Raw genomic sequence first — 14,668 nt, 5'->3', positions numbered from 1 at the left:
GCGCGGGACGGAAGCGGAGGGACCTCGGATGGGCCTTCTCGACAGGCTACGCATCGCAGACTGCCTGGTCTGTCGGAAGCGCGCCTGGGGCACCCGGCATGGCGTGGACGTCGACGCCGACTTCGCCCGGAGACTGCTGAAGCTGCTCGGATCGCCGGAAGCGGAAACCGACATCCCGTCGGTCCCTCTGTACGGGACGCGGAAATGGCTGGTCCACTCTGCCTGTTGGGACGCGCACGCCGAGCAGATGCAACTGGTTCTCCGCGAACGGTACGCGGAGGACCGGCAGCGGGCCGTGGCGGAGGCGGCGGCTGAGCAGGCTCGTCCACCGTCCAGGCTTGACCGGATGGCCGTGGCCGCCGGGGTCGAGATCACCGCCGGCATGTCGAAACAGGACGTGGTGCGTCTGCTCGGCGAGCCGGTCTCCGGAACCAGCCTCCGGGATTATCTGGCCGCGCAACATTCGGTGCGCTCGCTCGGCGGGCGTCCCGGCAATGTCGCGTTCTGGTTCTTCGACGTCCTTCCCGCACCCGGGCGGGTGCTGCGGATCGCCTTCGGCGGCGGACGGGTTCTCGGCATAAAGGAGGTCGACTGGCCTGGGTAGGCGGTCCCGCTGCCGATTGGCGTACCCGGAGATGCTCTCCGCTGTCCGGCCGGGCAGCCCCGGTCACGGCACGTCGTAGGCGAGCAGCGGGGTGTCGTCGTACCGGATGAGTTCCAGCCGGAGCAGTTCCGAGCGGCTGAACCGGGTCGCCCCGGTGAAGGTGACGTCGTCACCGGGTGCGGCCACCCACGACCCCACCTGCTCCGTCGCCCCGTTCGGGCCGTGGGCCACCAGCCGGAAGGTGTACGCCTTCGCGTAGTCGGCGGTCTTGCGGTACTGGCACTTCATGGTCACCTCGGTCCCCCAGGTGGTGCCGTTGAAGCCGATCTCGGCGGTCACCGGGACGGCCCCGGCGACCGGCTGCATGGTGGCCATCCGCACCTCGACACCGGTGCCGGGGTCCTCACCCGGCGGCAGCCGGGTCGCGCCGAGCCCGACGACCACGGCCAGCCCGGCAGCGGCCAGGGTCACCCCGGCGAGCCGGAACCGGCCGGTCAACCGCTCCCGGCGCCGGCTGGCCCGGGCCGCGTCGACCAGCTTCGGCAGCCGCGATTCGGCGGTCGGCGGCGCGGCGACCCGCTCCAGCCCGGCCGGGTCGAGGCGGCCGAGCAACCCGGGCAGGACGGCGATCTCGGCGACCGCCTCCCGGCAGGCCGGACAGCCGGCGAGGTGCCGCTCGTACGCGGCGCGCTCGGCGGGGGAGAGGGCGCCCAGCACGTACGCGCCATCGTCGTGGGCGTGGTCACACCGCATCACCCGGTCACCCCCATCTCCGCCAGTACCAACCGTAGGGATCGCAGCGCGTAATGGGTCCGCGACTTCACCGTGCCCGGCGGTACGCCCAGCCGCACCGCCGCCTCGGCCACCGACCGGCCCTGGTAGAAGCACTCGACCAGCACCTCGCGGTGCGGGGGCGAGAGCCGGGCCAGCGCCTCCGCCACCGTCCACGCCTCCACCGCGCGGTCCGCCTCGTCGACCACCTGGGGCGGCTCGGGCAGCTCGTCCGTGACCACCTCGCCCACCCGGGCGCTGCGTCGGCGCCAGGCGTCGATGGCGAGGTTGCGGGCGATGGTGAACAGCCAGGCCCGTACCGAACCCCGGTGCGGATCCAGCGCCTCCGGGTGCCGCCACGCCCGCAGCAGGGTCTCCTGCACCAGGTCCTCGGCCCGCTGCCGGTCGCCGTTGACCAGCCGCAGGGCGTGCGCGAGAAGCGCGTCGGCGTGCTCGTCGTGCATGGCGCGCAGTAGTTGGGCGTCCTGATCGCTGATGGCGGTCCCTCCGGTCCCGGTCCCGTCCGGCTGGTCGAGTCCGTGAGCTGCTGATTCTCCCGGCCTTCCCGTCGCCTCCCTCGCAGGGTGTTACGCACCCGCCGCCCGGACGGTTCACCCGGCCGGCGGTTCACCCGGCCGGCGGTCCGCCCGAGCCCGGGACGCCGGCCGGGCGATGGGCACCTCAGCCGTCCGGTCGGCAACCGTCCCGGGCTGCCGGAGTTCAATCTCCGTTCACCGTGCGGCCGGGCCCCGCTCATGGCGTCCTCCTAGCGTCCGGCAGGCATCCGCCCGCATCCCGTACGTCTGTTCGCGGGCTCGGGCGGGCACCCCGACAGCAAGGAGGCTCCATCTCCATGAGCGAGCGACCCCGCCTGCTCCCCCTGCTCGGCCCCGCGGGCCACGGCGGGCGCAGCGCGATGACCTGTGTCTACCGGTGCGGCAACGCCTGCGACCACCCGGTTCCGAACTCCTCCGACAACCCGTACTTCGGTGACGTCGTCAGCACCGAGGTGACCCGGCGCGGGGTGGTCCGTGCCGGCGCGGTCGGCGCCCTGGTGCTCGGCTTCGGCGGCGCCGCGGCCGGCGCCCTCGCCGGCGCACCGGCGCTGGCCGCACCGGGCGGTGCCGGGAGTGTGCCGGCGGTGCCCGAGGTCGACAGCTTCACCCCGGCCCGGTCCGGTGCCGGCAACGGAGCCCTGACCTTCAAGCCGATCCCGCCGAACAAGCTCGACAGCCTCGTCGTGCCGAACGGGTACGACCACTCGGTGGTGATCCGCTGGGGCGACCCGGTGCTGCCGGACGCACCCGAGCTGGACGTGCACCGGCAGAGCGCGGCGAAGCAGTCGAAGCAGTTCGGCTACAACAACGACTTCGTCGGCGTGCTCCCGCTGGACCGCAGGGGTGAGCGGGCCCTGCTGGTGGTGAACCACGAGTACACCAACGAGAACCTGATGTTCCCGGACTTCACCAGCCTGGACGCGCTGAGCGTGGAGCAGATCCGCACCGCGATGGCGGCGCACGGGCTCTCGGTGGTGGAGCTGGAGCGGGTCGGCGGGACCGGGCAGTGGGCGCCGGTGCGCAAGGGACGGCTGCCGTACAACCGGCGGATCACCGCCCTGGCCACCCGGTTCGAGTTCACCGGGCCGGCGGCCGGCTCCGCCTGGCTGAAGACCGCCGCCGACCCGCGCGGCCGGGTCGCGATCGGCACGCTGAACAACTGCGCCGGCGGGGTCACCCCGTGGGGCACGGTCCTGAGCGGCGAGGAGAACTTCAACCAGTACTTCGTCGGCGCGGACGCCGCCCCGGAGACACTCAAGCCGAAGCTGGCCCGGTACGGCATCACCACCACCGCCCGCTACCCCGCCGACAGCCGCAAGTGGGAGCGGGCCGACGAGCGCTTCGACCTGGCCAAGCACCCCAACGAGGCGCACCGGTTCGGGTGGATCGTCGAGGTGGACCCGTTCGACCCGGAGAGCACCCCGCGCAAGCACACCGCGCTGGGCCGGTTCAAGCACGAGGGCGCCAACGTCATCGTGGCCCGGGACGGCCGGGTCGTCGCGTACATGGGCGACGACGAGCGGTTCGACTACCTCTACAAGTTCGTGTCGGACAAGAAGTTCATCAAGGGCGACTCCTGGACGGCGCGGAAGAACAACCTGACGCTGCTGGAGTCCGGCACCCTCTACGTCGCCAAGCTCGACTACACCAGCGCCGACGAGATCGACGGCTCGGGCAAGGTACCGGCCGACGGCGCGTTCAACGGCCGGGGCAGGTGGATCAAGCTGGTCCGGGGCAACGTCTCGTACGTGCCCGGGATGACCGCGGCGGACGTACTCACCTTCACCCGGCTCGCCGGTGACGCGGTCGGGGCGACCAAGATGGACCGCCCCGAGGACGTCGAGCCGAGCCAGCTCACCGGCAAGGTCTACGTGGCGTTGACCAACAACACCAACCGGGGTGTCGGGACCAACCCGAAGCCGGACGAGGCGAACCCGCGTACCAACAACAAGCACGGGCACGTGCTGGAGCTGGTCGAGGACCGGGCCGACAACACCTCGGAGACGTTCGCCTGGTCGGTGCCGATCGTCTGCGGCGACCCGGCGGACGCGTCCACCTTCTTCGCCGGGTACGACAAGAGCAAGGTCTCGCCGATCTCCTGCCCGGACAACGTGGCGTTCGACGGTTCGGGGAACCTCTGGATCTCCACCGACGGCAACGCGCTGGGCAGCAACGACGGCCTCTTCGCCACCGCTGTGGAGGGGCCCGAGCGGGGGCACCTGAAGCAGTTCCTCACCGTCCCGCTCGGCGCGGAGACCTGCGGGCCGTTCGTCACCACGGACAACCGGTCGGTCTTCGTCGCCGTACAGCACCCGGGTGAGATCGACGGCGCCTCGCTGGAGAACCCGGCCAGCAACTGGCCCGACGGTGACTTCGCCAAGCCGGGCGTGGTCTGCACCTGGCGGCTCGACGGGGGCGTCGTCGGCAGCTGAGCCGGCCGCCGGTGCCCAGCGGGCCCGCCCCGGTGCCCGCTGGGCACCGGGGCGGGCGCGCCTGCTGTGCGGCGGCCTGAGTGGCGCCGGACGGCACGTGTGGTCTCCTGCCACCCTGGACCGGGTGGCAGGAGACCACCGTCGGCTCAGACCTCGGTGGCCAGCCCGTCGGCGACCGAGCGGGCCACCGACAACAGCTTGGCCCGGACCACCCGGGCCGAGGTCATCATCTCGGCGGCCGGCAGCGCGCAGGCGAGCACCACCCGGCGCTCCATGTCCTTGTCCGGGGTGACCAGCACCGCCGCGCACGCCACCCCCTGCCGGAACTGGCCCAGCTCCAGCTGCATGCCGCGCCGGTCCCCGGCCGCCAGGTCCGCCTCGAACGCGTCGGCGGCGACCAGGGTCGCCGAGGTGAACGGCCGCATGCCGTACTCGCGCAGGTAGCGGAACCGCTGTTCGGGGGTGAGGGTGGCGAGCAGCGCCTTGCCCAGCGCGGTGGCGTGCGCCCCCTCGTCGAAGCCGGGGACCAGATCCTCCAGGTACGGCGACCGCGGCCCCTCGGCCAGCGCGGTGATCGCCACCTGCCCGCCGACGAACCGGCCCAGGTAGTGGCTGTAGCCGGTGTCCGAGGCGGCCCGCCGCAGCGACTCGCCCACCGCGGGCGGACCCCGGAACGCGGTCACCAGTTCCCGGTACCGGTCGGCCACCTCCAATCCGACGATGTACGTGCCGTCCTCGCGCCTGATCACATAACCCTCGTACGCGAGCGTGCGGACCAGGTGGTAGGTCGTGGCCACAGTCAACTCGCAACGCCGGGCTATCTGCTTTACGGTCAGCCCCTTCGGTGCCCGTCCGACCGCTTCGAGCACGCGTAGTGCACGCGACACGCTGCGGATCAGGTCCGAAGGTTCCGCCAGGGGGTCGCGCACAACCACCTCCGCCGCTGGGGACTTACACAATATGAAAAACCGGGCGCCTGCGAAATGCCCGTTCGGATCGAGGATGCCAGATCTACGGCGACCGTGTGTGCAGCCACCGACACGATGGGTTCATACGTGTGGCTCGCGTAGGCTCGTCTCAAATGGCCGATTTCCCCCTCATCAGTCCGCCACCCGTAACCTCCGACCTCCCCGCTCGTAGGCCCGGTCGCACCGTCGCCGGCGCCACCGCCACCACCATCGCCTGTGTCCTGCCGGTCTTCCTGGTCGGCGGGCTCGCCGTCCAGCTCGGTGCCGAACTGCGGTTCTCCCCCGCCGGGCTCGGGCTCGCCGTCGCCGTCTACTTCGGCGTCAGCGCGCTCGCCTCCGTCCCGTCCGGCGCGCTCGTCGAACGGTACGGGCCGGCGCGCACCGCCCGCGCCGGGATCCTGCTCGCCGCCGCCACCATGCTCGCCATCGCCGTCCTGGCCCGCTCGTACGCCGCCCTGGTGGGCCTGCTGGCGGTCGGCGCGGGCGCCAACGCGCTCGGCCAGCTCGCCAGCAACACCGCGCTGGCCCGGGGCGTACCGGCCGGGCGGCAGGGCCTCTCGTTCGGGCTCAAGCAGGCGGCGATCCCGATGGCCACGCTGCTCGCCGGCGCCGCCGTACCCACGGTGGCGCTCACCGCCGGCTGGCGCTGGGCCTTCGTCATCGCCGCCGGACTGGCGCTGGCCACCCTGCCGCTGGTGCCGCCCGATTCGGCGCCCGGTGGCCGGGAGACCGGGCGGCAGGCCCGACGAGCCAGCGGGGCGCTGGTGGTGCTCGGCGCCGCCGCCACGTTGGCGGCCGGCGGCGCGAACGCGCTCGGTACCTTCGTGGTCGACTCGGCGGCCGTCCGTGGTCTCTCCCCGGCGCTCGCCGGGCTGGTCCTGACCTTCGGCGGCACGCTCTGCGTCTTCGGCCGGGTCGGGGCCGGCTGGTGGGCCGACCGCCGCACCGGCGGGTACGTCGGGATCATCGCCGGCATGCTGGTGGTCGGCGCCGGCGGGCTGGGCCTGCTCACCCTCTCCGGCCCGGTGCCGCTGGTGGTCGGGGTGACGCTCGGCTTCGGCATCGGCTGGGCCTGGCCCGGGCTGCTGAACCTCGCGGTCGTCCGGCTGCACCCGCAGGCGCCGGCGGCCGCCACCTCGATCACCCAGACCGGCGTGTACCTGGGCGGCTGCCTCGGCCCGCTCGGGTTCGGCACCGTCGCCGCACACATCGGCTATCCGACCATGTGGACGGCGGCGGCCGGAGCGCTGCTCGGCGCGGCCGGGCTGATGCTGGTCGGCCGCCGGATGCTGCTCCGCAACCGGAACCCCGCGCCCGCCCCCGCCGCGCTCGGCCGTCCGAGCGGCGCTGGGTCGAGCGGTTAGGCGGGGGCCCTTCCTATACAGAAAGCGATAAGAAGGGGCCCTTCCTTACCGCTCAGCCGGTGCGGTCGGCGATGAAGTCGCAGAGCGACTCCAGGGCCCGGCGCGGGGCGCCGTCGGGCAGCGGCCTGAGCCGGGCCCGTGCCTCCTCGGCGTAGCTGCGCACCGTCTCCCGGGCCCGCTTCAGGGCCGGTGACTCCCGCAGCAGGCCGAGCGCCTCGGCGTGCAGGGCGTCGTCGGTGACCGGGCCGGCGGCGAGGATCTCGCGCAGCCGTACGGAGGCGGCGTCGCCGTCGTCCGAGCCGAGCGCGTAGAGCACCGGCAGCGTCGGCACCCCCTCCCGCAGGTCGGTGCCGGGGGTCTTGCCGGACTGCACCGAGTCGGAGGCGATGTCGAGCAGGTCGTCGGAGAGCTGGAACGCGACCCCGATCGTCTCGCCGTACCCGGCCAGCGCCTCGGTGTCGGCGGCGGAGGCGCCGCCGAACATGCCACCGAAGCGAGCCGAGGTGGCGATCAGCGAACCGGTCTTCTCGGCGATGACGTGCAGATAGTGCGCGACCGGGTCGTCACCGGCGCGCGGTCCGACGGTCTCGGCGATCTGGCCGTGGACCAGCCGGGCAAAGGTGCGGGCCTGCAACCGGACCGCCTCGGTGCCGAGGTCGGCGGCGATGTCCGCGGCGCGGGCGAAGAGGTAGTCGCCGACCAGGATCGCCACCGAGTTGGTCCAGCGCGAGTTGGCGCTCTGCGCCCCCCGGCGCACCGGCGCCTCGTCCATCACGTCGTCGTGGTAGAGCGTCGCCAGGTGGGTGAGCTCCATCACCACCGCCGCCGGCACCACCTGCGGCGCGGTCGGATCACCGAACTGCGCGCCGAGGGCGACCAGCACCGGCCGGAACCGCTTCCCGCCGGCCTCCACCAGGTGCCGCGCCGCCTCGGTCACCAGCGGGTCGGCGCTCGCGACGCTCGCCCGCAACTGCGTCTCCACGCGGGCCAGCACCGCACCCACCGACGCCTCTACCCGGGCATCGACGAAGTCGAGCCCGAGCGCCGTCATTCCGTCAGCCGTTCCCCCCACGCCTTCAACCATGCCACACCCATCGGGCATCCCCTGGTGGGGGGCGGCTGGCCACGGACGGGCCAGCCGAGGCGGTGGTCATCGGACGAATTCGGCGGCGCCGTTGGCCAGATCCAGCAGCGGAGCCGGAGCGACGCCGAGCACCAGCGTGGCCAGTACGCCGATCATCAGCGCCGCGGAGGTCAGCCCACCCGGCAGCGAGACGGTCGGGGTGGACTCACCCGGCTCGGAGAGCCACATCATCACCACCACCCGCAGGTACGGGAAGGCGAGGATCATGCTGGTCAGCACGCCGGCGATGACGAGCCAGACCTGCCCCTGGTCCAGTGCCGCGCCGAACACCGCGAACTTACTGGTGAACCCGCTGGTCACCGGGATACCGGCGAAGGCCAGCAGGAGGAAGGTGAAGATCCCGGCGTAGAGCGGGGAGCGGCGGCCCAGCCCGGCCCACCGGGACAGGTGGGTCGCCTCGCCGTCCGCGTCCCGCACCAGCGTCACCACGGCGAAGGCGGCGAGCACCGTGAAGCCGTACGCGACGAGGTAGAACATCGTGCTGGACAGGCCGTCCCGGGACAGCACCAGGGCGCCGACCAGCAGGTAGCCGGCGTTCGCCACCGACGAGTACGCGAGCAGCCGCTTGATGTCCGTCTGGGTGACCGCGAGCACCGCTCCGACCAGCATGGTCAGCACCGCGACCGTGCCGAGCACCGGGGTGAAGTCCCAGCTCGCACCCGAGAAGGCCACGTGCAGTACCCGGAGCAGGCCGCCGAAGGCCGCCACCTTCGTGCAGGCGGCCATGAAACCGGTGATCGGCGTCGGCGCGCCCTGGTAGACGTCCGGGGTCCAGACGTGGAACGGCGCTGCCGCGATCTTGAAGAGCAGGCCGATGGAGAGCAGGGCCAGGCCGGCGAGGAGCAGCACCGGGCTCATCGACGAGTCCATCACGGCGTCCCGGATGGTGCCGAAGTCGACACCGGCGGCCTGCCCCTCCGGCAACCCGGCGGTGAAGCCGTAGATCAGCGCCATGCCGAAGAGGAAGAACGCCGAGGCGTACGACCCGAGCAGGAAGTACTTGAGCGCCGCCTCCTGGCTGAGCAGCCGCCGCCGGCGGGCCAGCGCGCAGAGCAGGTAGAGCGGCAGCGAGAACGCCTCCAGCGCGATGAACATCATCAACAGGTCGTTCGCGGCGACGAAGAGGAGCATGCCGGAGATGGCGAAGAGCGTCAGCGGGTAGACCTCGGTCGCCCCACCCCGGTCGTTCGCCTGCCGCTGGTCCTCCTCGGAGCCGACGGTGACCGCGGCCGCCGCCACGAACGCACCGCCGCGCTGCACCGAACGCTCGCCGATCAGCAGCAGCGACATCCCGGCGAGCACCAGGATCGCGCCCTGCAGGAAGAGGGCCGGTCCGTCGACCGCGACCGCCGAGCCGGCGGTCACCAGCCGGTCCTGCGCGTTCAGGACCACCATGACCAGCGCAGCGGCCACGGCGAGCAGGCCGAGGACGAGCTGCACCAGGTGCCGGCGCGCCCGGGGTACGAACGCCTCGACCAGGATCCCCAGGCAGGAGGCGCCGAAGAGGATCAGGATCGGCGCGAGCGCCGCGTAGTCGATGGCCGGGAGCTTGAGATCCGTCATCGGACCTTCCTTACGTGCGCGACTGGGGGCCGGTTCACCGGTGTGCCTCCTGGACGGTGCCCACCGTCGGCGCCGGATCCTGCGTACCGAGGTCCTGCTCCATGGTGGCCTGGACGGCGGGGTTGATGACGTCGATGACCGGCTTCGGGTAGAAGCCGAGCAGCAGCAGCAGCGCGATCAGCGGGGCGACCACGACCTTCTCCCGCACCGACAGGTCCCGCCGCATCCCCTCCACCCCGGCCAGCGCCGGGTTGAGGGTGCCCTGGGTGGTGCGCTGCACCATCCAGAGCACGTACGCGGCGGCCAGGATGATGCCGACGGTGGAGATGATCGCGACCGGCTTGTTCACCGTGAAGGTGCCGATCAGCACCAGGAACTCGGAGACGAACGGCGCGGTGCCGGGCAGCGCGAGCGAGGCCAGACCGGCGAAGAAGAGCACCCCGGCCAGCAGCGGTACCAGCTTGCCGGCCCCGCCGAAGTCGCTGATCAGCGCGGAGCCGCGCCGGGCCACCAGCATGCCGACCACCAGGAAGAGCAGGCCGGTGGCGAGGCCGTGGTTGACCATGTAGAGCACCGCGCCGGTGCCGGCCTGGGTGGTGAAGGCGAAGAGGCCGACGCCGATGAAACCGAAGTGCGCGATCGAGGTGTAGGAGACCAGTCGCTTGAGGTCGTTCTGCCCCACGGCCAGCAGCGCCGCGTAGATGATGCCGATGACCGCGAGCCCGATCGCCCAGGGGGCGAACCACTTCGACGCCTCCGGGAACAGCGGCAGGCAGTAGCGCAGGATGCCGAAGGTACCGACCTTGTCCAGCACGCCGACCAGCAGCGCGGCGGCACCGGCCGGGGCCGCCCCACCGGCGTCCGGCAGCCAGGTGTGGAACGGGAAGAACGGCGCCTTGATCGCGAAGGCGAGGAAGAAGCCGAGGAAGAGCCAGCGCTCGGTGCCGGTGGAGATGTCGATCTGGGTCAGCGCCTGCCAGTCGAAGGTCTTGCCGCCGACCACCCAGAGCCCGATCACCGCGGCCAGCATGAACAGGCCACCGACCAGCGAGTAGAGGAAGAACTTCACCGCCGCGTACTGCCGCTGGTGGCCGCCGTAGCTGCCGATCAGGAAGTACATCGGGACGAGCATGACCTCGAAGAACACGTAGAACAGGAAGACGTCGGCGGCGGCGAAGACGCCGATCATCGTGCACTCGAGGAAGAGCAGCAGCGCGAAGTAGACCGGCACGGAACGCTTGGACGACTCGGCGTCGTGCCAGGAGGCCAGGATCACCAACGGCACCAGCACGGCGATCAGCATCAGCATCACCAGGGCGATGCCGTCCGCGGCGAAGGTGAAGTTCACCCCCCAGCGCGGGATCCAGGAGTACGACTCGCGCAGTTGCAGCCGGTCGCCGCCGGCCTCGAACGCGATCCACATGAAGACGCTGAGCACCAGCACCGCCAGCGACCAGCCGAGCGCGATGCGCTTGGCCAGCTCGCCCCGGCTCGCCGGCATGAAGGCCACCACCAGCGCACCGACCAGCGGTGCGACGATGAGCACGGAGAGGAAGGGGAAGTCGGACATTATTCGGCCTTACCTCCGTCGTCGGTGCCCGGTCGGCTCAGGCAGCCCGGTTGGTCGAACCCGCTCACACCAGCCACCCCATCTGAACCGCCAGGAACGCCGCCATGACCAGCACGGCGCCGGTCAGCATCGACATCGCGTACGAGCGGACGAAGCCGGTCTGGAGCCGGCGGAGTCGGCCGGATCCGCCACCGACCGCGGCGGCGAGCCCGTTGACCAGCCCGTCGACGCCCCGGTTGTCCAGGTAGACCAGCGCCCGGGTGAGGAAGACGCCGGGCTTCTCGAAGACCGCCTCGTTGAACGCGTCGGTGTAGAGGTTGCGGCGGGCCGCCCGGACCAGCGCTCCGGCCGGCTGCTCCTGCGGGGCGGTGCCGGCCCGGAACAGCAGCCAGGCCAGTCCGGCGCCGAGCACGGTGACCACGATGGAGAGCACCGTGATCGCGGTGTGCGAGAGCACGCCGTGCGCCTCGCCCTCGGCCACCGGCAGGGTCGGGGTCAGCCACTCCGGTACCGAGGTCGCCATCAGGCCACCGGCGGCGATCGAGCCGACCGCCAGCAGGACCAGTGGCACCGTCATGATCTTCGGCGACTCGTGCGGGTGCTCGATGTCGTCGGTCCACCGCTTCGGCCCGTGGAAGGTGAGCACGAAGAGCCGGGTCATGTAGAAGGCGGTCAGCCCGGCGCCGAGCAGCGCCGCCCCGCCGTACAGCCACGCGGTCCAGCCGTGCCGCTCGAACGCGGCGGCGATGATCGGCTCCTTGGAGAAGTAGCCGCTCAGCGGCGGGATGCCGATGATCGCCAGCCAGCCGGTGGCGAAGGTGAGCCAGGTGATCCGCATGTACTTGGACAGCCCGCCGAACCGGCGGATGTCGACCTGGTCCTTCATGCCGTGCATCACCGAGCCGGCACCGAGGAACATGTTCGCCTTGAAGAAGCCGTGCGCGAGCAGGTGCACGATGGCCAGCGCGTACGCTCCGCCGCCGAGCCCGACGCCGAGGAACATGTAACCGATCTGGCTGACCGTGGACCAGGCCAGCACCCGCTTGATGTCGTCCTTGGCGGCGCCGATGATGCAGCCCATCAGCAGGGTGAGCGCGCCGACGCTGACCACCACGGTCTGCAGGGTGGGGTCGAGCGAGAAGATCGGGTTGGACCGGGCGATCAGGTAGACGCCGGCGGTCACCATCGTGGCGGCGTGGATCAGCGCCGACACCGGGGTCGGGCCCTCCATCGCGTCCGGCAACCAGGCCTGCAACGGGAACTGACCGGACTTGCCGGCCGCGCCGAGCAGGAGCAGCAGGCCCATCGCCAGCACGGTGCCGCCGGCCAGCGCACCGGCGCCGTTGAACACGTCGGCGTACTGGGTGCTGCCCAGGGTGGCGAACATGATGAAGATCGCGATGGCCAGGCCGGCGTCGCCGACCCGGTTCATCAGGAACGCTTTCTTGCCCGCGGTGGCCGCGCTCGGCCGGTCGGTCCAGAAGGAGATCAGCAGGTACGACGCCAGGCCGACGCCCTCCCAGCCGACGTAGAGCATCACGTAGTTGTTGCCGAGCACCAGCAGCAGCATCGCGGCGACGAAGAGGTTGAAGTACGCGAAGAACCGTCGACGGCCCGCGTCGTGCTCCATGTAGCCGACCGCGTACACGTGGATCAGGAAGCCCACACCCGTGATCAGCAGTACGAAGACCGCCGCCAGCGGGTCGAAGAGCAGCCCGAAGTCGACGTGCAGGTTGCCGACCGCGATGAAGTCCCAGAGGCTCAGCTCGGCCGAGCGGTTCTCCAGCCCGCGGAGCTGGAGGAAGTAGGTCAGGCCGAGGACGAAGATGACCCCGACGCTGGCCACGCCGAGCCAGTGTCCCCACCGGTCGGCCCGCCGGCCGAGCAGCAGGAGGATCGCCGCGCTGGCCAGCGGGATGGCCACCAGCAGCCACACGCTGCCCAGCAATCCCGTGGCCTGGGCGTACTCCACAGTCTGTTCCACTGGTGGGCCCCTCTTAGTACTTCAACAGGTTGGCGTCGTCGACGCTCGCCGAGCGCCGAGTCCGGAAGATCGTCATGATGATGGCCAGCCCGACCACGACCTCGGCGGCGGCCACCACCATGACGAAGAACGCCATGATCTGACCGTTCAGGTCGCCGTTGATCCGGCTGAACGTGACCAACGCGAGGTTGGCCGCGTTGAGCATCAGCTCGATGCACATGAAGAGGACGATCGCGTTGCGCCGGACGAGCACCCCGACCGCGCCGATGGTGAAGAGCACCGAGGCGAGGATCAGGTAGTGGTTCGGCGTCACCGAGAAGAAGTCCGACATCTATTTCTCCGTCCCCTTCAGCGCGGTCTCCGAGTCGCTGAGTTCGCGCTGCGGCAGGATCTGCGGAACGCTCCGCTCGGTCAGGCCGCCGTCGGGCAGCCGGGCCGGCGTGGCGACCGAGCTGGAGGTGGCGTACACCCCGGGGCCGGGCTTGGGGCCCGGGTAGTTGCCGGGCCGGAACCGGGCCCGCATCGTCGCCGGCTGGTCCATCCGGTCCTGCTTGCGCCGCTCGATGTGCGCCAGCACCATCGCGCCGACCGCAGCGGTGATCAGCAGCGCCGAGGTGATCTCGAAGGCGAAGACGTACCGGGTGAAGAGCAGCGCGGCGATGCCCTGCACGTTGCCGCCGGCGTTGGCCTGCTCCAGGCCGACCGCGTCGGCCTGGCCGAGCGCCCGCCAGAGGCCGGTGGCGACGAGCGCGCCGAAGCCGAGCCCGAGCAGGATCGCCGCCACCCGCTGCCCGCGCAGCGTCTCGATCAGCGAGTCGGAGGCGTCCCGGCCGACCAGCATGAGCACGAAGAGGAACAGCATCATGATGGCGCCGGTGTAGACGATGATCTGCACCATGCCGATGAACGGCCCGGCCTGGAGGACGTAGAAGACGCCCAGGCAGAGCATGGTCAGCACCAGCCAGAGCGCCGAGTGCACCGCGTTGCGCGCCAGCACCATGCCGAACGCGCCGAGCAGCGCCAGCGGGGCCAGGATCCAGAAGGTGACCTGCTCCCCGCCGGTCACCCCACCGGCGGCGGCCAGAACCGTCTCTGTCGTCATGACGCCTTCTCCCCGGCGGCCGCCGTCTCGGCCGCCGCTCCCGAGCCGTCGGTCGCGTCATTGTCCGACCAGGGCGCCCGCTCGGCGCCGGCCGAGGTGCCCGGGTTGGTCAGCGCGCCGACGTAGTAGTCCTTCTCCGTGTCGCCGAGCCGCATCGGGTGCGGCGGCTGCTCCATCCCCGGCAGCAGCGGCGCGAGCAGCTGCTCCTTGGTGAAGATCAGATCCTGCCGGTTGTCCCGGGCCAGCTCGTACTCGTTGCTCATGGTGAGCGAGCGGGTCGGGCAGGCCTCGATGCAGAGCCCGCAGAAGATGCAGCGGGCGTAGTTGATCTGGTACGTGCTGGCGTACCGCTCACCGGGCGAGAAGCGCTGCTCGTCGGTGTTGTCGCCGCCCTCGACGTAGATCGCGTCGGCCGGGCAGGCCCAGGCGCACAGCTCGCAGCCGATGCACTTCTCCAGCCCGTCCGGGTGCCGGTTCAGGATGTGCCGCCCGTGGTAGCGCGGGGCGGAGACCGGCGGCTTGAACGGGTAGTCGGTGGTGACGACCTTCTTGAACATGTGCGAGAAGGTGACCCCGAAACCCTTGAAAGAACCGGTGATCGCGCCCACG

At 71.3% G+C, this 14,668-nt stretch carries 13 protein-coding genes; 3 read left to right on the top strand and 10 right to left on the bottom strand.

Annotation, left to right across the window (positions count from 1 at the left end):
* The first annotated feature begins 28 nt into the window (after positions 1-28).
* Positions 29-604, top strand: a complete 576-nt coding sequence (locus tag ACQEUR_RS00845; protein WP_433023992.1) for a hypothetical protein — start codon at positions 29-31, stop codon at positions 602-604.
* Between the two features lie 63 nt (positions 605-667).
* On the opposite strand, the gene ACQEUR_RS00840 is transcribed toward ACQEUR_RS00845, so the two are convergent.
* The gene (locus tag ACQEUR_RS00840; RefSeq protein ID WP_433023990.1) at positions 668-1,360 is read right to left on the bottom strand and encodes an anti-sigma factor family protein; all 693 of its coding nucleotides are present in this window, start codon (positions 1,358-1,360) and stop codon (positions 668-670) included.
* Positions 1,357-1,872, bottom strand: coding sequence for a sigma-70 family RNA polymerase sigma factor (locus tag ACQEUR_RS00835; protein ID WP_433025834.1), 516 nt, complete (start codon positions 1,870-1,872; stop codon positions 1,357-1,359). Before ACQEUR_RS00835 ends, ACQEUR_RS00840 begins: the two co-directional genes overlap by 4 nt.
* 356 nt (positions 1,873-2,228) lie before the next feature.
* Between ACQEUR_RS00835 and ACQEUR_RS00830 the strand changes: the two genes are divergently transcribed.
* Positions 2,229-4,364, top strand: a complete 2,136-nt coding sequence (locus ACQEUR_RS00830) for a PhoX family protein (RefSeq protein ID WP_433023988.1) — start codon at positions 2,229-2,231, stop codon at positions 4,362-4,364.
* 146 nt (positions 4,365-4,510) lie between these two features.
* On the opposite strand, the gene ACQEUR_RS00825 is transcribed toward ACQEUR_RS00830, so the two are convergent.
* The gene (locus ACQEUR_RS00825) at positions 4,511-5,293 is read right to left on the bottom strand and encodes an IclR family transcriptional regulator (protein ID WP_433023986.1); all 783 of its coding nucleotides are present in this window, start codon (positions 5,291-5,293) and stop codon (positions 4,511-4,513) included.
* Positions 5,294-5,445: 152 nt separating this feature from the next.
* Between ACQEUR_RS00825 and ACQEUR_RS00820 the strand changes: the two genes are divergently transcribed.
* Positions 5,446-6,696, top strand: a complete 1,251-nt coding sequence (locus tag ACQEUR_RS00820) for an MFS transporter (RefSeq protein ID WP_433023984.1) — start codon at positions 5,446-5,448, stop codon at positions 6,694-6,696.
* 52 nt (positions 6,697-6,748) lie between these two features.
* Here ACQEUR_RS00820 and ACQEUR_RS00815 read toward each other — a convergent pair whose 3' ends face one another.
* The 7 genes from ACQEUR_RS00815 to nuoI form a co-directional block, all read right to left on the bottom strand.
* Positions 6,749-7,798: a polyprenyl synthetase family protein gene (locus tag ACQEUR_RS00815; protein WP_433023982.1), complete on the bottom strand. Its 1,050-nt coding sequence runs from the start codon at positions 7,796-7,798 to the stop codon at positions 6,749-6,751.
* Between the two features lie 48 nt (positions 7,799-7,846).
* Positions 7,847-9,403, bottom strand: coding sequence for an NADH-quinone oxidoreductase subunit NuoN (gene nuoN / locus ACQEUR_RS00810; protein WP_433023980.1), 1,557 nt, complete (start codon positions 9,401-9,403; stop codon positions 7,847-7,849).
* 34 nt (positions 9,404-9,437) lie between these two features.
* On the bottom strand, positions 9,438-10,973 hold the full coding sequence (locus ACQEUR_RS00805; protein WP_433023978.1) for an NADH-quinone oxidoreductase subunit M: 1,536 nt from the start codon (positions 10,971-10,973) through the stop codon (positions 9,438-9,440).
* A 64-nt stretch (positions 10,974-11,037) separates the two neighbouring features.
* Positions 11,038-12,957, bottom strand: coding sequence for an NADH-quinone oxidoreductase subunit L (gene nuoL / locus ACQEUR_RS00800; protein ID WP_433023976.1), 1,920 nt, complete (start codon positions 12,955-12,957; stop codon positions 11,038-11,040).
* A gap of 13 nt (positions 12,958-12,970) precedes the next feature.
* Positions 12,971-13,288, bottom strand: a complete 318-nt coding sequence (gene nuoK, locus ACQEUR_RS00795; RefSeq protein WP_433023974.1) for an NADH-quinone oxidoreductase subunit NuoK — start codon at positions 13,286-13,288, stop codon at positions 12,971-12,973.
* Positions 13,289-14,059 carry an NADH-quinone oxidoreductase subunit J gene (locus ACQEUR_RS00790; RefSeq protein WP_433023972.1) on the bottom strand — a complete coding sequence of 257 codons (771 nt, stop codon included), beginning with the start codon at positions 14,057-14,059 and terminating at the stop codon, positions 13,289-13,291.
* Positions 14,056-14,667, bottom strand: coding sequence for an NADH-quinone oxidoreductase subunit NuoI (gene nuoI, locus ACQEUR_RS00785; RefSeq protein ID WP_433023970.1), 612 nt, complete (start codon positions 14,665-14,667; stop codon positions 14,056-14,058). Before nuoI ends, ACQEUR_RS00790 begins: the two co-directional genes overlap by 4 nt.
* Between the last annotated feature and the right edge of the window lies 1 nt (position 14,668).

This window comes from Plantactinospora sp. CA-290183 (assembly GCF_050936375.1).
In the GTDB taxonomy this organism is placed as follows: Bacteria; Actinomycetota; Actinomycetes; order Mycobacteriales; family Micromonosporaceae; genus Plantactinospora.
The sequence above is the reverse complement of the archived record's forward strand: the minus strand, read 5'-3'. Positions and strand labels throughout refer to the sequence as shown.